Raw genomic sequence first — 20,679 nt, 5'->3', positions numbered from 1 at the left:
GGATAGTTTGGTACTGTTACTGATCCGATTACTTCATCTGCTGTTACACCTGTACCGTAATCTTTGTTCACACCATTGCTTTGTGGTTGATAAGCATCATTGTCTGCTTGTTCGCCAATTGTCACTGGTACTGTAATGTGGTCCGTTGTTCCATCTGGATATGTGACTGTCACGCCTACATTTGTTGTTCCTGATTGTGTACCATTTGGTAATTGTGCTGGATTATCTACCGTTACAGTGTAATCTCCTTTGTCTGTTGGATAGTTCGGCACTGTGACTGATCCGATTACTTCATCTGCTGTTACACCTGTACCGTAATCTTTGTTCACACCGTTACTTTGTGGTTCGTAGGCATCATTGTCTGGTTGTTCACCAATTGTGACTGGTACTGTAATGTGATCCGTTGTGCCATCTGGGTATGTCACTGTTACGCCTACATTTGTTGTACCTGATTGAGTACCATTTGGTAATTGTGCTGGATCATCAACCGCTACAGTGTAATCTTCTTTATTTTCCGGATAGTTTGGAACTGTTACAGAATTAATCACATCTTCAGTTGTTACACCTGTGCCGTAATCTTTTGTTACGCCGTTGCTTTCTGGTTCATAAGTACGCTCATCAGTAATTTTTACAATGAATGAATCTGCCGCAACATTATTACCACCCGCTACGAGATATACTGTATAAACATCCCCATCTTTAGCAGTTTCTGGTACTACCAATACACCTTTTTGCTCTCCATCTGTTAAAGAAGTAATGTCTTCAGTTTTTTGTACAACATTACCATTCTTATCTCTCCATTCAATATTAGTTGGAATTGGAGATAACTGGCCACCAGTTAAATCAATATTAACTGTATCGCCCGGAATAGCTGGTTTGTCTGTATTATTAAAGTTAACAATATTTAAATTAATATCTGTATTAGGTACGACAGCAAAATTCACATTGTACCACATTGGATTTTGAACCAAATTCTGTCCTGGTGCCGCTTGAGGCGTCCATGATAAATTACTGTTTGGTTTTCTAAACTCAGGACTTGTGTAAGACGAATAAGTTTTAACGATATTTCCTTCTGGATCTGTTACATATCCATATAAATAATTAGGATTCAAACTATCTTTCGGGAATCTTAAAGTGTATCTTCCTTCTGAATCTGTTTCTCCATAAACCGTTGCAGAAATATATTCTGGATGATCTGTTAATAGCGTTTTAGCAGCATCAGCTCTTTCACCTTCTGGCAAGCTATCAACTTGCGCTTTATATGCTTGTGCCCCCTCGTTCGTTAAAGAAGACATAATCACAGTGTATCCTTCAGCTTGTGGATCTTTATTATTATCATTAGGACCCGTACCAGAGTTAGCGTAATCTCCTGCACCGGTTTCTAACCATACATTACCTGAGACAGTATTTCTTGCATTTGTTGAAACTGCAATATTATTTATAGGACCTTGTTCGTCATGAATCCAATCTTGACGCTCTTTTGTTACATAATCGTTTGTAGGACGTACGCCCATGAATACCCCTGTCCGTTGCATATTTGTTCCAACTAAAGGAAACTGACCAAGACTTGAGTTTGTAACTGAGTTAACATAAGAACCAGGGAAGAAGCCACCCGCTTGGCGAATCATTGATGCTGTATTTCCATTTACTGTTTGGAAATCCTCAATCCACAGTCGATAGTACTGACCTGATACCGCTCTATACTTATGTTCATTTCCTAGCGCATCCACCCAAGCTTTTCTTAAATCAAATGCATAAGCACCTGGACCCACTTGTGACGCATTTGAAGAAGATAATTTATTTGTTGTACTTGCTACATAAGTTGGTGAAACTGAACCATCTTTATCAATCCATTGCATATACACTTTAGTGCCTTCTGGTACAGGAGATAATCCGTTTTCTGTTGTTGCAGGTGTACCTCTGTCTACAACCCACGCTCTACCTGATAGGGTGTTGGCTGCATTCGAAGCATCAGTTGAAGAATTAATATAACCATTTGCGAGTGCATCAGCTTCAATAATTTCTTTTGATCCGATTGACAACGCTGTTGGTGTTGCTGCCGCTAAATTCGTTGCTTGTCTATTAGCTGCAGTTGGTGCAGCACGAAAAGCTGTTGCAACAGGTGTGTTCGCATTTTGTTGATTTGCTAATGCATTAATTAACGCGAATTGTAATTCTTGTGCTGTCAATTTATCTCCATCTAAGTTTAAATCACTGATTACTTTTTCTGCTTCTTTTGTTGTGATGTTTGCTGCCTTTGCATAGTAATCAACTGCAGTCGCTCTATCTGTAACACGATTAATATCTGGAGATACATTTGAAATGTTATTATTGGCTTTAATCACTTCTTTATTGCCATCAACCTCTGTTGCCGCTTCATTCGGTAAGGTAATTTTATCTGAATTATCAGAATTTTTATTCGTGCTTAAATCTTCTTTTTCAACTGTTGATTGCGTTTGATTTGATGAATCAGTCGATGTTTCAACTTCAGGCTTCTCATTATTGTTTGATTCTATTTGCTTATGAGATTCTGCATTATCTTCATTTGCTGTGCTTGTTGAATTCTCTTCTTTTAATGTTTGTGGGTTTTCACTAGTCGTGTTTTCTTTTAAAGTTTCATTTGGAGTTGTTTCAGTTTCTGCTTTTTCATTGTCAGTTTCATTCGAAGTAGGCTCTGTAGTCGATTCTGGAGTGTTTTCATTTGTGTCGTCATTTTCTTCAATCGAATTTGATGTGGCTTCGTTTTTAGCTATATTTGAGGCTTCAGTTGTAATTTCATTGTTAGCAGGTTCTTCCTTAGTGACCTCAGTTGTTTCTTCACGATTTAAATTTTCATCGCTTGTGACTCCATCGGAAGCAGTGCTGCTTTCTACATTTTCTGTTGCGCCCTCTTTTTCAGCTGCTTTCGCTTCATCATTAGAAGCACCAAATATTAACGTGACCCCTAATAAAATAGAAGCTGTACCTACTGTAAACTTACGTATCGAATACCTATTGTTTACATTCGGCAAAAAATCAAGTTTTCTAGATTTTTTCATTAAACTAAAACCTCCTAAAGTATTTATCTCAATTCAATAAAGGTTACTTTATTAAATTAAAGATAATAAAAATTAAATCTCTATTTATAACCTACTATCAAAATAAGATTTGAACAACCTATTTATTTTTATAAGTGTTCTTAATATCATTACATATTGAGTTGACAACTTTGTTTATTAAAATTTATATTGCTCTACTCTTGTTTGTTAGACAGCTTCTATTTAATAAATATAAATAATCCTATGTTATCTTTATATTAATCACGACAAAATTTCTAAATTATTTTTTAATGTATAATAAAATAGAATTTATTCTTGTTTTCTGCAATATACTTTTGTTTAGAGACTTCGGATTCCAATTTTAAAAGCACCCCATTTTGTGATATTCCTCACTTCTTGAGATGCTTACTCTATAATTATATTTAGGTGTTTTTTACCTATATTCAAATACTATTACTAAATTAATATTTCGCTATAATAAATGAACGTTTTAAATGACCACACTGATATGTGCATGTGCATAAAAAGCCCCATTATCCCCCTTAATATTTGTTTAAAAATTTTTTAATAAATCAGTCAAGTGATTCATATCTGTGTTTTTAGTCTAATCATAATGACTTGTATGCATAGCTCACATTATTCATTTGCATTTTAACTTGTCATTTTCCCCTTTTCTAACCATAAAAAAAGCACTGAGATTTTCATCTCAGCGCTTAATCAATTAAAACTTAACTTAATATAAGAGATAGGATAAATGTCCAGATACACCAGAATATTAATAATCCTACACTATATTTTAAAGTCATTTTTAATAGTTCAGATTCTTTACCTACTTGTTTAACTGCTGCTGTTGCAATGGCGATTGATTGTGGTGAAATCAATTTACCAATCGCACCCCCTGCCGTATTCGCACCAACGAGTAATGCCCCGCTTGTGCCGACTTGTGGTGCTACAGAAGCTTGGATAGGTGCAAACAACGCGTTGTTGTTTGTTACTGATCCTGTCATAAATACGCCAATCCAACCTAAAATTGGTGACAAGAATGGGAAGACTTTACCTGTTTTAGAAATACCTTCACCCATTGCATTTGTTAAGCCACCGTATGTTGTAATTTTAGCGATGGCAAGAATGAAACAAATTGTTAAAATAGGTAACCATAATTCTTTAAATGCTTCGCCAAGTAATGCACCTGCACGTTTGAAATTGACTGTTTTCGAAAGCAAGATTGTAATGACACCTGCTAACAATAATGCTGTTCCTGTTTGGTTGATAATGTTGAAAGTCAACATTATTGGATGGCCAGAAACATCGTTGTTAGTGCCTGGAATGCCAAATTGAAGGTTGAAGAATGACAATGCGCCACCTTCAGCAAATAAACCTTTGAATGATTTAGAACTCCAAACAAGTACTAATGCTGTTAAGATAATAAATGGACTCCAAGCAAAAATGATTTCTTTTGCTGAGTGATGTGGCACTTCTAATTTTTGTTCGTCTTTATTCAAACGGAAAATGTTTTTCGGTTGGAATTTTTTAGAGAACAACGCTAAAGATGCCATTGATGCAAGTGGTGGAATAATATCCACTAACTCTGGTCCGAAAAATTGGTTAAATATGATTTGTAACACAACGAACGGAACAACAGTAACAATAATCGCTGGTAATGTTTCTTTGATACCTTTCATACCATCTAAAATAAAGATCAACATAAAAGGAACAATGATACTTAAAATAGGTAAGCTTAGATTTAATGCTTGCGATACTTGTAAAGCAGAAATGTGACCATGTAATGCTAATGTATCAATAACAGAAACCGGTAGACCGATGGCACCATAAGCACCAGCTGCACCGTTTGCAACTAAACAAAGCATCGCTGCTTGCAATGGTTTAAATCCTAATTGAATTAATAATACCGCACAGATAGCGATAGGTACACCGAATCCTGCAACACCTTCTAAAAATGCGTTAAATGCAAAACCGATGAGTAATAATTGGATACGTTGGTCTTCAGAAACCGTTGTAATACTGTCTTGAACGACTGAAAATTGTCCGCTTTCAACAATAACTTTATAAAGCCAAACTGCCATAATAACGATGAAGCCAATTGGTAAGATACCTTGGTAAAAACCTTCTACGATACCACCAGAGGCAACACCCACTGGCAATTTGAATATGAATAATGCAATCACAAGTGTCACAACAAGTGTTGTCACAGCTGCGTAGATTCCTTTCATTTTAAAGACTGTTAAACATAACAGGAATAAAATGATCGGGATACTTGCAATCAATGCAGAAATTGCAAGATTGTGAAATGGATCATAACTCTCTACTAACATCTCTTTTCATCTACCTTCAATATTTATTTTTATATGCAATCGTCATGCCAAAACATGTGATTGTTTTCACATAAAATATAACATTCTAAAGGCCGCAATTCAATATGTATATGAAAAAATCTGAAAAATCAAAAACAGACGTTTTGAACTGCACGCTAAAAATTTAAAATGAAATTTGTAATATAAATGACGATTTATTTAAGATTATATAAGTTGTGTTATACAATTGCAATGGTATATTTTCTATATCAGATATGCCTTTCAAAGGGATTTGACATCGTGAACGAGTTTAAATCGCACGATTGACTGATAAATCCGAACTGTATTTTCCAATCGACAAAAAATCCTTACATTCAATTTTTATGCGATATATCCAGAGGTATAATCGCTGAATGTAAGGATTTCATTAAATTTGTTATTAAACTTTTAAATGATAGAATCACATTGTTTGCAAAATAGCCCTATTATTGACGGTATGTTGGGTCAATAATTTTTGCAGTACCTGTATAATCCACTGTGACAATGACATATGTGCCAGGTTGTGATTGATTAATAAAACTAAATAGGTAACTATATTGGCCACCAGCACCTTGTAATGCATAGTCATTATATGGGTTCTGTTGACCATTCAATTGGCCGACTTCTTGACGTGCTGAATCTAATGCGACTTGGAAGTTCGGTAAGTTTTGAAGTGCTTGTTGACGATTGACCTTTTCTCTCGCAATATTTTGAGCGACTGGTACAACATTTTCACCTTGGTAAGGTGCTACATATTGCGATTTTGTTTGTGATGTTTGTTCATTTTGGCTGTTATTTTGTTGTTGATTTGAAGCTTGTCCGTTGGCTTGTGTACTTGAGCTTTGATCATTCTGCTGTGCTTTTTGCTGCTTGCCTTCTGTGTTTTGGTTGTTCATTTCTGATTGCTGATCGTTGTTTTGATCATTGGCATCTGATTTTGACGTTTTTGCTTGATCAGATGAATTGGATTCATCTTTTGATTTGGACGATGCTTGTTCTTTGTGATCATTTTTGTCCTGTTTAGTAGACTGCTCTTGTTTAGCATGGTCATCTTTCTTCGGTTCTTTATCCTCATCATTAGAACATGCGGCTAAAACAATTGATAATGCAAACAAACTAGCAAGTACCTTTTTCATGATGATTCCCTCCAAATTCTATTCTATAGTATAAAATCGTCTATCACTTTTTTATACACTATTATTTTAAACGACAAACACTTTTTTTGTTAAATTTTTTCTAAATTATTTTTCCAATTGTTTCTTGATATCTATTTTTATAGTAGAGGAGATTCCTTTATTTTTTGTTCGTATTTTTAATAAAAAATAATAAAGTTATCATTATTTTAAAAAGAGCAACTTTATTGTTATTTGATTGACTTTTTGATAAAGTGTGTACGAATAAAAACTGAGGAGGATTAGAACCATGGCTCAAGCTTTTAGAGCATTTCTTGTTGATCAACACGAGGATCAATTCGTAGGAGATTTTAAAGAAATAACACTAGACCATTTACCTGACGGTGATGTGACAATTCGTGTGCATTATTCAAGTATCAATTTTAAAGATATGTTAGCCACACGTGCTCACAACAAAATCATACGAAAATACCCAATGATACCGGGTATTGATTTAGCTGGTGTAGTGATGGAATCTGAACACCCATCATTTAAAGAAGGAGATAAAGTTATCGCAACTGGCTATGACTTAGGTGTTTCTCATTACGGTGGATTTAGTGAAGTCGCACGTGTGAATGGCGATTGGCTAGTTCATCTCCCTGATGATTTAACACTTGAAGAAGCAATGATTATCGGGACTGCCGGTTTTACTGCTGCATTGTCAATCCAATTGCTAGAAGATAATAAAATCACTTCAACTAACGGTCCAGTACTTGTTCGTGGTGCAACTGGCGGTGTAGGTTCAATGGCTGTAATGATGTTGAACGAAATTGGTTACAAGGTCGTTGCAAGTTCTGGTCACAAAGATTACCACGAAAAACTTTTAGAATTAGGTGCGAGAGAAGTTATTTCTAGAGTGGAAGACGTAACTGAAAAAGCACTGGCACATACGCAATGGCAAGCAGCAATTGATCCTGTAGGTGGCGAAACTGTATCAGAAGTTTTAAAACGCATCCACCCACATGGTGCTGTTGCTTTAAGCGGAAACGTTAGCGGTAATACTTTCTCAAGTACTGTATTTCCATTTATTTTACGCGGTATCCGTCTCATCGGTGTTGATTCTGTTTCATTCCCTATGAAACGTAGACAACATTTATGGCGTCGTCTATCAAAAGATCTAAAACCACGTCATTTGCATGATGTAAAAAATGTGATTCCTTTTGATTACCTCCAAGACGGTTTAGATTGTGTACAAAATCATGATTTTATCGGACGCATTGTTGTAGATTTACGTCCTGATGCAAACAACTAAAATGTTGGAATGACAATAAAAAAATCAAACTACATCAGCGATTGCTTGATGCTACATTAATGGGTTGGAAACACGAAATCGATTTGATTTCTGTTCCAACCCATTAATGTTTTAATCCAAATTCCAACAAACTCAAAACTTCCCTTTTTTCGTCGTTCCCAACTGAAAATAAGCCATAAAAAATTTTGTTGTCTTCTCCTAAATTTTCTTTTGTCGATAATTAATATAAATTATTTTATTCTCATAAATTCAATATTTACAATTTACTAATATCTTATGAAAGCGTATACTTGTATTGCATAACAGTACGGGAGGTTACATAATGAAAATTAATAAAAAGCTTATTTTCTTCATTGGCGCACTCGGTGGACTCTTATACGGGTACGATATGGGTGTTATTTCTGGGGCGCTCCTTTATTTGAAAAATGATATTCATTTAAATCCTTTCACTGAAGGATTAGTCGTTTCATCTATGCTTGTCGGGGCAATATTTGGTTCAGGTTTTAGTGGTCCCCTCTCAGAAAAACTTGGACGTCGCCGTTTAGTTTTTATTATTTCTATCGTCTTTATTATAGGTGCACTCATTCTAGCTTCAGCACCATCGATGGAAGTGCTCGTGATTGGACGTTTAGTCATTGGCTTTGCGGTAGGGGGTTCTACAGCGATCGTGCCTGTTTACCTTTCTGAACTCGCACCAACAGAGGCTCGGGGTTCTTTAAGTTCTTTAAACCAACTTATGATTACCATTGGTATTTTATCTTCTTATCTTGTCAATTATGCATTTGCACCAATTGAAGGTTGGCGCTGGATGCTCGGCCTTGCTGTTGTTCCTTCATTAATATTAATGATTGGCGTTATCTTCATGCCAGAAAGTCCGCGTTGGTTATTAGAAAAACGTGGCGAGAAAGCAGCAAGAGATGTAATGAAATTAACATATCCCGCTTCTGAAATTGACGGTGAAATTGAAAATATGAAAAAAATTAATGCCATCTCTGACAGTACATGGACTGTTTTAAAATCTCCATGGCTGTTATCTACTATTATTATTGGTAGTGTGTTTGCATTATTACAACAATTGATTGGTATTAATGCGATTATTTACTACGCACCTAAAATTTTTGCGAAAGCAGGATTAGGTGACTCTACCGCAATTTTAAGTACAGTTGGCATTGGTGTTGTCAACGTATTAGTTACGATTGTTGCGATATTTATTATTGATAAAGTCGATCGTAAAAAACTGCTCGTTATCGGTAACATTGGTATGGTGGCTTCATTATTAATTATGAGTATCCTTATTTGGATCATGGGTGTGAACAGTGCCGCGTGGATTATGATGATTTGTTTAACTACATTCATTATTTTCTTTGGTATCTCTTGGGGCCCTATTTTATGGGTTATGCTTCCAGAATTATTCCCAATGCGTGCACGTGGTGCAGCAACAGGTATTGCGGCACTCGTTCTTTCAATTGGTAGTTTACTCGTAGCCCAACTGTTTCCACTTCTAACGGAAGTACTTGAAATTCAAGAAGTATTTTTAATTTTTGCGGTTATCGGTGTAATTGCACTCTTCTTTGTTGTTAAATTTTTACCAGAAACACGTGGACGTAGCTTAGAACAAATAGAGGCAGATTTACGTCAACGTACAAACGCAACTGTTGCGGATGTAAAAAAATAATGGATAAAGAGACAGTATAGATCTCCAATTTGTTTATATGAAAAATCAAAACAATTGATGACTGGGCTCTTCTTCGCTTTTTTAGCTCGAATAGCCCTACTCATCCTTGCCGGGGCAGGACAACGAAATCATGTAGATTTCTGTCCTGCTCCCTTTCTATTATAAAATTACATTGTGCTGTATGATTAGGAATATATGTATTTCAATGTCTAAGAAAGGAGAGTCTTTATGACCATTGATGTTCAATTTACAATTCCTAATGTTGAGGATTATTGTAATTTGAGAAAAGTTTGTGGCTTAAGTGAAAAGTCTAGAAGTGCTGCACAAAAGGGCTTAAACGGGGCTTGTTTTACCGTAACGCTTTATGATGCTGACCGACTTATCGGTTTAGGGCGAGTTATCGGTGATGGTGGCACAGCTTTCCAAATTATTGATATCGCTGTCCATCCAAACTATCAAGGACAAGGATATGGTAAAACTGTCATGACGCATATTATGAATTATATTGATTCCGTTCGTTTACCTGGAACTTATGTCAGTCTAATCGCCGACTACCCGGCTGATCAACTTTACAAACAGTTTGGATTCAAATCAACTGAACCTCATTCTGGCGGTATGTTTTTACATTTTCCTGTTACACCATAAAAAAGGGACGTCTATCAAAGAAGCGGTGGCCAAACATCCAATAAAAGATGTCGCCACCGCTCTATCACGATGCTTAAATATAAGAAAACTTGAATTAAATCTTAGCGCTATGAAATTTGCGCTACCTCATGACCTCGCACGCGTTTATCCTCACTTGATGACTTACTTCTCAATTTGTTCTTGATTTGCGCGTTTTCGATGTTTTCGGGTTAACGGTTCTCCGTCTCTAGGCTCTGTAATAATGGCCTGTCTCAATAAAAAGAATAGCAAAATGAAGCCGACTGTAATCGTCACGTGACCAATACCGGCAAAACCAGCAAACGAATCAGGTATCGGTTGACGTGCAATTTGTTTAAAACCTTTTAAAAATTGCATCGTTACTGTCACAATAACACCGATGTTATAAATAATGAAATACCAATTAAATAAATAATAGCTGCTAAGTTTAAAAAGCTTTTCAATAGGTATCAACATTAAAAACATAAACATCCCTAACGTTAACAAATGCGTGTGCATGACACTCATTTGTGTTGAACCTGTGAATTCATAATGTACAGTGAGTTCTCTATATGTAAAGCCACTGAACAACCCTAACATTGTATAGGTCATAAACGCGTATAATATACGTTTCATCCTTTTCACACTCCATCTTATTTCACACCGTCACGCCATTAAACACGGCTGAATTTTTCATTTCTAGCTCATTCAAATTTTCATTCGAGGCCCTTTACCAATCTCACTTCACTCAGCTTCACACTTTCGATTATCGTAATCTCGAAAGACGATGTCAATACTTATTCGTTGTCAGATTTCGTAAAGTTTTTACGTTTAAAGAGCGCTACAATTGAAATAATGAGTGCTAAGATAGAAATAATCCATACAAATGGTGATGTATGTGATGATTGTGCGTCATCATGGTGATCTGCTTTAACAGGTTCACTTTTTTTCACTTCTGTTGTAGGTGCGGGCGTTTCACTTTTTTCATCATCGCTTGTCCATTTCACTGTTTTACCATCTTTATATGTTTGCATGGCTTTCCATTTGAATTGACCTTCTTTTTCTGGATTTGCGACTACAATTGGAAAGTCCATATGTTCGTGTTTGCCAATTCCTTTATCTGTTGCTTTCCAAGTGATTTTAGTGATTTTTCCAGACTTGTCTTCTTTAAATTCATGTTTAAATCCTGGAACAGGCTCAACAGTTGATAAAGTTACACCATCTGGAACTTCTAATTCAAGTTTTACCGTATTTTGATCACGTTCAACTGGAACTCTGACTTGATATTCTTCGTATGAACCGGGTTCACTCACTTTTGGATTAAGCGTTACGTGAGCATCTGCTACAGATGTCATACCTAATAGCACAAGAAATGACACAGCACTTAATAAAAACTTTGTAATTTTCATATATATTGATCCTTTCAATTATAATGGAATTTCGATTTGACTCATGATGACGCCCGCTAAAATCAAACAAATACCTAAGGCGAATTCAAGATATAACAGTGGTCGATTCACACGACGGCGCTTTTGCATCGCTTTAAATGTTTGTAAACCACCTAAAATCATCATAATGATGGTGAATCCCACTTTCATAAACCATAAGCTACTATATAACGTAGGTTGGGTGACAATCACTTTTAACGATGTGGCATCAATGGACATTAAAATACCTGTCAGTATAACGATAATCACTGCGGTCACATTTGCTTTTAACAGCACATCTTTAATTATTAAAATGTAAGAATGCTTGTGCTTGGCAGACATGTATGCGATTAAATAAGCAAAACTGCCCAGCCAAATGGCAATCCCCATTAAGTGTAACGTCCGTAAAATGATAGAATACAACGGCACTGCTTGCGCCCATGCATGACCTGAAATCGCAAGACTCAGCATCAAAAAGAGCGGCATCACTTTATACCATATAGACTCCATTCGCCGTAATGAAAATAGGATTAACATGATGATTAAACTGACCATTGATAAAACAAATGGAAATTGCATCCAAACGCTGAAATCAAGCGTCAATATAGAATGAATGGCATCTTTAGGTAACGTCATTAAATAAACGATACCCGTTGTAAAAGCAACCATAATCAATAATAAAATCGCACTGCGATGACGTGGAATCATATCATATGTAGGTACTTCTTGACGTTTCATAAGAAGATTAATCATATATAAGCCCGTAAAAATAAGTAACACAGCTTGTAAAACAAATCGTACTAAGCCTAACCAGAAAAAAGCATCGGTGTAAAAAGGCTTCGCTGTTTCTATTGTATGAGCTGTTTTTTCTCCGATTGAAAAATAATACTGTCCACTTATCTCATGACCATCTAATGAGACAGTCTCCCATCGAACGGCATATGTGCCATGTTCAACTTTTGACGTATCAAAAGTCACTTTTTTTGAATCCTCTTGCTCTTTAGGCTTCAATACACCTACTTCTTTGCCCTTGTCATTATAAATTTTGACTTTAGTATATTGCGTATGAACAGGCTCATTGAACTCAAGTTGAATCACTTCTGGTTTGGATTGTACGACTTCATTCTCAGCGGGTTGTTGTTTTTCTAAAGTGGCATGTGCAGAGGCTTGATTGAATGGTATACTCACACAGATCATCATGATAAATGCAATGAGCGTGGCTGCCCAAAATTTATTAAACGTACGCAATTTAACACCCCCTCAAGTGATTATAAAATGTAGATTTTAAGACATGGTTGCACATCACTTCCCTCATATGTGACATGCATTAACAAGTTGAATCGCTTGGATGACGACAACTTTTGGCCAATACCCAATACTTTCTTCCCTCCATGGCTCATCCTATAAGATTTTATCAAACTTATATGTGAATACAATGTATTTAGACTTGAACCGCCTTTTTTGTCACTGATTTGTCAAAATAATGACGTCATCTGTTTTTGATAGCTATTTTATATTTAATCAATCCACTAGAAATGCAAAAAGCCGAAAAGCAACGAGATAACATCGTTACTTTTCGACTTTTATCATCGATCTATTCAGAGTGAGGTGATTAACTTATACCGTCGCGATTTCTTCTTCGGTCGGTACATCATTGTTCAATCCCACCATTGCTTCAGTGATATTTCTAGAGTTATAGCCAATTCGTTCAAGAATCGCAATAATATCAACATATAGCAAGCCACCGTCAGTTGAACATTCACCTCTGTTCAATCTTTTAATATGACCTTTTCTTAATTTATGTTCAATGTTAAATGCTTCTCTACTCCGCTCCACCACTTCATCTTTTTTAGTCGTATCATAGACGTTTAAAGTATCAATTGCTTTGTGGAAGGACTCATCAACAAAGTTGAACAATTTTTCAATGCCTCGTTCAGCATCTTCAGTTAAAATAATATTTTTACTTTTTTGTCTTTCGATTTGCGCAATGTATGATTCTGTTAGTTCTGACACTTTCACAATCGAGCGATTGACATCAAACATCACGGCAAGACGTTCAACATCACTTTTATTAATATTTTTTGTAGAAATGCGCACCAAGTAATTTCGAATACTGTCGCTAATGGTAATCACTGCTTGATGTTTCTGTTGCACAGTTTTAATCATTTTCTTATCCATCGTCGCAGGATTACGGACATCGTCTAACATTGATTGAACAATATGCCCAATGTTTTGTAGCTCTTTTTGAGTTTCTTGTAATGCGACACCAGGCGCATGATACACTAAATCTTTATTAAGATGTTGAGGTTTATAATCTTCTGTAATGTCTTTACCCGGTACAATCTTAGTTACTAGCCAAGCAAGCGCACCTACAAATGGAAGTTGAATAAGTGTATTCGTTACATTAAATGCACCGTGAGCAAATGCAATCGCCATTGCTGGTTTAAGGTGCCATGCTTCTTGTAACATCCCTATCAAATGCGTTACAACCGGTAAAAATAGCGCGAAGATGATTACACCAATCACATTAAAAATAACGTGCACAAATGCCGCACGCTTAGCTGCTAATGAACCCGCTAAACTTGCTAACACTGCAGTAATCGTTGTTCCGATATTATCTCCTAGTAAAACTGGAATCGCACCTTTCAAGTCAACTAAACCTTGACTGTAAAATTCTTGCAGTATCCCAATTGTTGCACTCGAACTTTGAACTAACGCAGTTAAACCTACGCCGGCTAAAATACCGTACACCGGATGCGATGACATATCTAAAATGATTTGTCTAAACCCTTCTAATTGGGCAAGCGGCTTAACCGCATCTCCCATGAATTCTAAACCAAAAAAGAGTGAGCCAAATCCAAATAAAATTCGTCCAACATTGTTAATATTGGAACGCTTAAAGAAGAAAATAAGAAATGCCCCCAATGCCAAGATTGGCATTGCATATTCTCCTAAATCAATCCCAATTATAAAAGCAGTCACTGTCGTTCCAATATTGGCGCCCATAATAACACCAATCGCTTGTTTTAAAGTCATAAACCCCGCAGTCACAAGCCCTATTGTTATAACAGTTGTCCCAGAACTACTTTGTATTAAGATTGTAACAATCATACCGGCTAATACACCCAGTACTGGATTGGCGGTAAATTTATTTAAAATATTTCGCAATCGATCTCCTGCTGCTGCTTGTAAACCGTCCCCCATTACTTTCAAACCATAAAGGAAAATACCTAGGCCACCTAAAAAAGAAAAGATGACTTCAGTTACCGACATTTCCATTCTTTCACCTCAGTATTAAATTTCTGTTCATATACACATCATTGTCGAATGATTCATCTCGATTATCTCTTATAATTGTAAATTTAATGTTAAGATTTTATTAATTCTGACTTAACATTTCTATTTATGCGACTTTTATTAAGACATAACCCACTTTTTTCTTTATTTATGTTACATTATCTCCTTAATATTGACTACATATTCTTTACTATTTTCGTCGTCTCTTTATCGTTGCTTTCCACCTCCGCACACAAACAACAGTCCTCAAATCTTACTATATCCTTTATAAGATTTCAATCCGAACATGAATACGACAATTACAGTTTTTTCATCTCATTTATTTCCATTAAAAGTTAAGCCAATCCTCTTATGATTTAAAAATTATCTCCTTGACTCATTCGCTATGACCATGACAGATGGACAAATCTTTACTATAATATAGAAGAGTTTTTAGAAAAGGAAGTCCGAAAATGACACAAAATAATGATTACGCTTTACTTCTGTTTTATTATGCTTATCAAACATTTACAAAAACGGCTGATGATATCATTACTGAATATGGTATGAGTCGACAGCATCATCGATTCCTATTTTTTATCAATAAGCTTCCAGGTATTACAACGAAAAAATTATTAGAAAATCTTGAAATTTCTAAACAAGGCTCACATGCCACTTTGAAATTATTGAAAGAAAAAGGTCTCATCTTTGAGCGCCCTGATTTGACTGATCGCCGTTTAAAATGTTTGTTTCCAACTGAAGAAGGGAAAGCGCTCATAGAAGAACTCAACCAAGCACAAAATGACCTATTTAATCGAATCAAAGCCGAGCAAGGTGATGATTGGTATGCGATTATGGAGGGTTTTGCGTCTTATAGACAAGGCTACAAAGATATACAGCATTTGAAATAAGAGAATGAAGAAGGTGATTCGCTATGATTAAAGCGTACTACAATGATGCAAATTTGCATGTCCTAGAAACAGAAGAATGGCAACAAGCGCAATGGCTAAACGTTGTCAAACCGACACAAGACGAATTACAACAACTCATTGAAACATATGGTTTTCCACAAGACTTTTTGGAAGATGCATTAGATAGTGAAGAAAGTTCACGTATTGAATATGATGATGATAGCGGCTACTCTTTAATAATCAGCGACTTACCTATTACTGAAACTGGAAAGCATCAATTAAAAAGTTTCATGACGTTACCGTTAGGGATCATCATCGGTAAAAACATTATTGTTACGGTTTGTGCGAAACCTTTTCATTATTTTGACCACATCGTCAAAAAACCTATTAACTTAAAATACAAAAGTCAATTTGCTTTAAAATTAATGTACGATATGACTGCGCAATACAATAGAGGCTTACGCTTATTAAATAAAGAGCTCCGTCAAGTTGAATATAACTTGCAACAACGTGTCACAAATCAACGTCTTTATTTATTAAGCGACATTGAGAAAAGTTTAGTTTACTTTTTAGGATCACTTAAAACTAACTCTTCTACGATTCGAACTCTATTTCGTTTGCCTGCCATTAAACGCTTTGACGATGACGAAGAATTATTAGAAGACTTACAAAATGAGCACCAACAAGCGGTTGAAACGACTGAATTATATTTACGTATTGTTGAAAGTATGTCGAATTCATATGCGTCTTTGTTATCAAACCAACTGAATACCACTATGAAAACATTGACTATTTTTACCGTGCTGCTCACTTTACCTACGCTTGTATTTAGTTTTTTCGGTATGAATGTACCTTTACCTATTAATACCGAAAGCGCGCTTTCATGGATTATTATTATTGTAATTTCAATTATTCTCGTCGTAGTCATGTTTACATTTTTATGGCGCAACGACAAACTTTGACGTGATTCCGTAATCGTTTATCCATACAGGACTTGCCTATCCTCTATATCAATGATGGGCATGAGAAAATGCTTTTGCTACATCTTCACATGCCCATCATTGATTATCATTTTATTCTTTAATTCACTTTTCTTCGCACCATCATACTTTAACTGATTTTTTAACCCTCTATAAACAACGTCAGACTTTTTTAACACCTTGTTTAAGCTTTATACACACTACTCATATAACTCCCTATAAATATATGCCGTATTTTTTACTTATTTAAGCATTTAATTTAACTTTATTCCATTTCTTTAACACTTATGACACATTAATTATGCCGTTATTTTCTAATATGCGTCATTCCTTATACAATGTACACAATATTATTGTAGAAAAGGAATCGATATTTTTATAATGATGTATATTTATCAACTAGTTTCTCCGGACTTGAGAAACTTGAAAGAGGTCAACTATGCAAGGCATTAATATTGAACTAATGAAACAATATACGTCTTCTGCTTATCGTGTTTTTAATCATGTAGAATTATTTGTTTCGTTTGAAGGCGTTCTGACACTCGAGCTCAACGGTAAAGTGACTCACTTTCATCATCAAATTGCCATCGTGAATCACAATGACTTAGTCAAAGTGACCCAAGCGCAAGCCATCGTCAAATTGACAGTGCCTCTACAGTATTTTTCTGAATTTAATGCTGATTATTTCCTAGGTTATTTTAATCCTAATAAACTCTCTTCTCATAATAAAATTAAAGAAATCATAAAACATCTCATCGTTGAAGAAAACAGTGATATGTACTATGAAAACATTCAAACTTTGATTAAATTACTCTACAATGAAACATTCATTGAATTGGGTCGAATTTATATCCCGCATATACACGTGAATAGTATTTTATTTAATAATATGATTGATTATGTACATCAACACGCCAAATATCGCCTATCGTTACAAGAATTAAGTGAACATTTCTTTGTTTCCCAATCCTATGTGTCTATCCTTTTTGGCAAATACTTAGACTATAATTTTAAAAAATACTACGCTTCAATGAAAATCGCATTGTCTATGTACAACCTAGCCACATCGCATGATTCGATTAATCAAATTGCGACACAATACAGTTTTACAAACTACAACCATTATTCTAAGCAGTTTAAGCGTTTTGTAGGTATCAGTCCGATAGAATTTCGCAAACAAAGCCAAAAAAGAAGTCATCAAGTCACGGTCGTCCCTTTCGATACACAATATTTTGATACCCATTTGAGAAAATCCAGTACAATTCCTTCACCACATAAGGTGGACATATTTTTAGATCAACTCACTCCACCTCAATGGATTGAAAAGAAAGAAGTATTACTTGAAATCGTTAACTTAGACGACATCAGTCAAATATTTGGTAGTCAAAATCAATTAGAGGCACATCATCATGCACATGCCATTCAGTTGTTTTTTAATCCATCAGATCTTGAAACATTTCATTTTGGACATACACATCATATTGAATTACTCAGTCAATTGCTATGTGAATACGGTTATAAAGTGGCATATCGAATCCATTCATTACAAGCGTATGAAATCTTTAAAAATCAATTCTATTATCCGTTAATACGTATCATAGAACAGCAGCCTAATGATTTTAATCAGCATAAATTCAAGCTCAATATCATATTAGACCATGAATCTCTATCTGTTCATGAAATTCAATCTATCATTGAAAAAGTGAAAGCTTTACATTCGGATAGTCAGTTCACACTTGATATTGCGCTACCTTTAACACCAAGTAAAAAAGCGCAATTAAAGTTATTACTTCAACAACGCATCGTTTTTGATTATTATATGTTGGATGCTTTACAACTCAACCAAATTTATATGTATCACCTTGATTTACATACGCAATTTGAGTCAAAATTTGCGCAAGTGATACAAACGTTGCGACAAGAATATCAACTTGCGCAAACACCGATGATTATCAAATCAGTGCCACAACTTTTCACAGCGAAACAACATGCGATGCCACGTGAAGAGCAACTTCTTAAGCTTTGGCTGAATGTAGATGCGCTATGCTTACCACTGATTTCCAAGGACAGCCAAAATAACGGCTTTTATAATCGTTTCGGTCATCATAATGCCATTCAACATGTATTTAATTTATTGCAACCTTTTAGCCATACGTTTAGTGTTCGAACATCTACCTATCTCATTCATGAAACCGCGTATGCATATGAAATTTTGTTATTTCATGCAGATCAAGCGCCCAAAAATGTTTCTTTTGATTTATATGGTACCAACCAATTGCATCGTCATTTTGTGGTTGAATATACTTACCACCCCACATACAGCAACCTAGACCATATCATGCATGTGCAAACGCAAGATTATTACGTCCCAAGACACTTTGTCTCTTCTATTCATATGACAAATCATCTCTTATTTCATATTCAATTACATCACTTTGAACATACATCATACGAAACGACATTACCACAGGGAGTCATGAAACTCATTAAAATTATTAAAAATAAAGCAACACGTCACTCAGACGTGTTGTGAAATTCACATACGATATAAAAAAGGAACGCACGCACAAAATCTTCATTCAATGATAGATTTCTTAGCGACGTTCCTTTTTGCTTTATCGATCTTCAATATATGCATTTTGTGTGGCATACATCCCGGCAGCGAAGACACCGACGACCATCACAAAAAATAATATAATCGCGATGGTCCAACCATGAAAGTGATCATGCGCTACACCTAAAATAAAGGGTCCTAAAGCTGCAACCCAATACCCTATAGATTGCCCAAATCCTGACAACATCGTACTTCCAGCAGTCGTGCGCGAACGAATTGAAAAGAGTGTCATACATAAACTGAAACATGCGCCAATGCCCATTCCTGTCAATATCATCGCAATGAGCAAGACCACCACTTGCTGACTAAGTAATAAACTAAATCCCAATCCCATGAGGCATGTAATAATGATAACGAGACTTCTCTGTGTCTGCATTTTAGCAGCGATAATTGGAAACACAAAGGTCATCGGTAGTTGTGCGAATTGATTCAGCATCAGAAAGTAGCCCGCCGTCTCGGGTGCAATCCTTTTACTTACTAAAATAGAAGGATACCATGCGACAATACTATAAAACATCATCGATTGAAAGGCCATCGTCAAAGCGACTGCCCAAGCCATTTTAGAGCGATAAATTGGCTTTTTTAATCCATGACCTGTTTGTGTTGAAACATGGGGATTTTGTTTGAGTTGCGGAAGCCACACGATGAGTGCCAGTATTGCGAAAATAATCCAAAACGAGAGTGAAAGGCGATAAGACAAGGGCGATAAAGAAGCAAGCGGAAAACTCAATCCGCCTCCCAATCCTGCAGTAAAGTTCATTGTTGCACTATAAATGCCCGTAATGAGGCCAATTTGTAATGGAAAAGATGCTTTTGCGTATGCGGGTAAAGTCACATTCGCTAAAGCAATCGCTATACCTAAAAACAGTGTGCCAATGAAAAAGGCACTCACACCACCAGAAACTCTCACGACTAATGAGATGACAGTCAAAATCAGCGTCATAAATAAAAGTTGTGACATTGAAATACGAGAAAGGATACGTGCTACAAATGGTGACACCATACCGAAAATGATAAGCGGGATTGTCGTAATCAGTCCTGCAATTCCGTTATTAATATGTAAATCTTGCTTTATTGGGTCAATGACAGGTCCAACAGACGTAAGTGGCGCACGTAACGTCGAGGCAATCAACACGATGCCAATTACGCGTAGCCATTGATTTTGAATTTTATGATTCAGTAATTGTTCTGACATATGATTCCTCCTTACATGAAATGCAATGTCATCTTCAAATTAAGATTGCCTTTTAATTGTAAAACAAAACACGGATAAAACCTAAATAGGCTTTCCCGTGTCATATTCGACTGTAAACATGACTTTTACATGCTTTCATTATTAAA

14 protein-coding genes are annotated in these 20,679 nt (G+C 35.8%); 6 read left to right on the top strand and 8 right to left on the bottom strand.

Going from position 1 to position 20,679, the window contains the following annotated elements; all coding sequences use genetic code 11:
- The 3 genes from HMPREF1208_RS09765 to HMPREF1208_RS09755 all read right to left on the bottom strand — a co-directional run.
- Nucleotides 1–3,038, bottom strand: a 3,038-nt coding sequence (locus HMPREF1208_RS09765; RefSeq protein ID WP_016426221.1) for a Rib/alpha-like domain-containing protein, incomplete at its 3' end; no start/stop codon positions are given.
- A gap of 728 nt (nt 3,039–3,766) precedes the next feature.
- On the bottom strand, nt 3,767–5,371 hold the full coding sequence (locus tag HMPREF1208_RS09760) for an L-lactate permease (RefSeq protein WP_016426220.1): 1,605 nt from the start codon (nt 5,369–5,371) through the stop codon (nt 3,767–3,769).
- 464 nt (nt 5,372–5,835) lie between these two features.
- Nucleotides 5,836–6,525, bottom strand: a complete 690-nt coding sequence (locus HMPREF1208_RS09755) for a hypothetical protein (protein WP_016426219.1) — start codon at nt 6,523–6,525, stop codon at nt 5,836–5,838.
- Between the two features lie 286 nt (nt 6,526–6,811).
- Here HMPREF1208_RS09755 and HMPREF1208_RS09750 point away from each other — a divergent pair, with 286 nt between their 5' ends.
- The 3 genes from HMPREF1208_RS09750 to HMPREF1208_RS09740 all read left to right on the top strand — a co-directional run bounded on the left by HMPREF1208_RS09750 (nt 6,812) and on the right by HMPREF1208_RS09740 (nt 10,133).
- Nucleotides 6,812–7,813 carry an oxidoreductase gene (locus HMPREF1208_RS09750; protein ID WP_016426218.1) on the top strand — a complete coding sequence of 334 codons (1,002 nt, stop codon included), beginning with the start codon at nt 6,812–6,814 and terminating at the stop codon, nt 7,811–7,813.
- Nucleotides 7,814–8,135: 322 nt separating this feature from the next.
- Nucleotides 8,136–9,488, top strand: coding sequence for a sugar porter family MFS transporter (locus HMPREF1208_RS09745; protein WP_016426217.1), 1,353 nt, complete (start codon nt 8,136–8,138; stop codon nt 9,486–9,488).
- Between the two features lie 228 nt (nt 9,489–9,716).
- Nucleotides 9,717–10,133, top strand: coding sequence for a GNAT family N-acetyltransferase (locus HMPREF1208_RS09740; protein ID WP_016426216.1), 417 nt, complete (start codon nt 9,717–9,719; stop codon nt 10,131–10,133).
- Nucleotides 10,134–10,295: 162 nt separating this feature from the next.
- On the opposite strand, the gene HMPREF1208_RS09735 is transcribed toward HMPREF1208_RS09740, so the two are convergent.
- The 4 genes from HMPREF1208_RS09735 to HMPREF1208_RS09720 all read right to left on the bottom strand — a co-directional run bounded on the left by HMPREF1208_RS09735 (nt 10,296) and on the right by HMPREF1208_RS09720 (nt 14,830).
- Complete coding sequence (locus HMPREF1208_RS09735) at nt 10,296–10,766, bottom strand: DUF2871 domain-containing protein (protein WP_016426215.1); 471 nt, start codon at nt 10,764–10,766, stop codon at nt 10,296–10,298.
- Between the two features lie 161 nt (nt 10,767–10,927).
- Complete coding sequence (locus tag HMPREF1208_RS09730) at nt 10,928–11,539, bottom strand: YcnI family protein (RefSeq protein WP_016426214.1); 612 nt, start codon at nt 11,537–11,539, stop codon at nt 10,928–10,930.
- 18 nt (nt 11,540–11,557) lie between these two features.
- Nucleotides 11,558–12,805, bottom strand: a complete 1,248-nt coding sequence (locus HMPREF1208_RS09725) for a copper resistance CopC/CopD family protein (RefSeq protein WP_016426213.1) — start codon at nt 12,803–12,805, stop codon at nt 11,558–11,560.
- 369 nt (nt 12,806–13,174) lie between these two features.
- Nucleotides 13,175–14,830, bottom strand: a complete 1,656-nt coding sequence (locus HMPREF1208_RS09720) for a Na/Pi cotransporter family protein (protein WP_126496461.1) — start codon at nt 14,828–14,830, stop codon at nt 13,175–13,177.
- A gap of 476 nt (nt 14,831–15,306) precedes the next feature.
- Between HMPREF1208_RS09720 and HMPREF1208_RS09715 the strand changes: the two genes are divergently transcribed.
- The 3 genes from HMPREF1208_RS09715 (at nt 15,307) to HMPREF1208_RS09705 (ending at nt 19,257) form a co-directional block, all read left to right on the top strand.
- Nucleotides 15,307–15,744, top strand: coding sequence for a MarR family winged helix-turn-helix transcriptional regulator (locus tag HMPREF1208_RS09715; RefSeq protein ID WP_016426211.1), 438 nt, complete (start codon nt 15,307–15,309; stop codon nt 15,742–15,744).
- A gap of 23 nt (nt 15,745–15,767) precedes the next feature.
- Nucleotides 15,768–16,706, top strand: coding sequence for a magnesium transporter CorA family protein (locus HMPREF1208_RS09710; protein ID WP_016426210.1), 939 nt, complete (start codon nt 15,768–15,770; stop codon nt 16,704–16,706).
- 457 nt (nt 16,707–17,163) lie between these two features.
- A complete protein-coding gene (locus HMPREF1208_RS09705) occupies nt 17,164–19,257 on the top strand; it encodes a helix-turn-helix transcriptional regulator (RefSeq protein ID WP_016426209.1) in 2,094 nt (697 codons plus the stop codon).
- 82 nt (nt 19,258–19,339) lie between these two features.
- On the opposite strand, the gene HMPREF1208_RS09700 is transcribed toward HMPREF1208_RS09705, so the two are convergent.
- Complete coding sequence (locus HMPREF1208_RS09700; RefSeq protein WP_016426208.1) at nt 19,340–20,533, bottom strand: CynX/NimT family MFS transporter; 1,194 nt, start codon at nt 20,531–20,533, stop codon at nt 19,340–19,342.
- Between the last annotated feature and the right edge of the window lie 146 nt (nt 20,534–20,679).

The organism is Staphylococcus sp. HGB0015 (genome assembly GCF_000411275.1).
In the GTDB taxonomy this organism is placed as follows: Bacteria; Bacillota; Bacilli; order Staphylococcales; family Staphylococcaceae; genus Staphylococcus; species Staphylococcus schleiferi.
The sequence above is the reverse complement of the archived record's forward strand: the minus strand, read 5'-3'. Positions and strand labels throughout refer to the sequence as shown.

Coding starts and splice junctions, on each gene's coding strand:
- HMPREF1208_RS09705 (WP_016426209.1), top strand. CDS start 17,164: ATGCAAGGCATTAATATTGAACTAATGAAACAATATACGTCTTCTGCT.
- HMPREF1208_RS09700 (WP_016426208.1), bottom strand. CDS start 20,533: ATGTCAGAACAATTACTGAATCATAAAATTCAAAATCAATGGCTACGC.
- HMPREF1208_RS09715 (WP_016426211.1), top strand. CDS start 15,307: ATGACACAAAATAATGATTACGCTTTACTTCTGTTTTATTATGCTTAT.
- HMPREF1208_RS09735 (WP_016426215.1), bottom strand. CDS start 10,766: ATGAAACGTATATTATACGCGTTTATGACCTATACAATGTTAGGGTTG.
- HMPREF1208_RS09750 (WP_016426218.1), top strand. CDS start 6,812: ATGGCTCAAGCTTTTAGAGCATTTCTTGTTGATCAACACGAGGATCAA.
- HMPREF1208_RS09745 (WP_016426217.1), top strand. CDS start 8,136: ATGAAAATTAATAAAAAGCTTATTTTCTTCATTGGCGCACTCGGTGGA.
- HMPREF1208_RS09760 (WP_016426220.1), bottom strand. CDS start 5,371: ATGTTAGTAGAGAGTTATGATCCATTTCACAATCTTGCAATTTCTGCA.
- HMPREF1208_RS09720 (WP_126496461.1), bottom strand. CDS start 14,830: ATGTCGGTAACTGAAGTCATCTTTTCTTTTTTAGGTGGCCTAGGTATT.
- HMPREF1208_RS09740 (WP_016426216.1), top strand. CDS start 9,717: ATGACCATTGATGTTCAATTTACAATTCCTAATGTTGAGGATTATTGT.
- HMPREF1208_RS09755 (WP_016426219.1), bottom strand. CDS start 6,525: ATGAAAAAGGTACTTGCTAGTTTGTTTGCATTATCAATTGTTTTAGCC.
- HMPREF1208_RS09710 (WP_016426210.1), top strand. CDS start 15,768: ATGATTAAAGCGTACTACAATGATGCAAATTTGCATGTCCTAGAAACA.
- HMPREF1208_RS09730 (WP_016426214.1), bottom strand. CDS start 11,539: ATGAAAATTACAAAGTTTTTATTAAGTGCTGTGTCATTTCTTGTGCTA.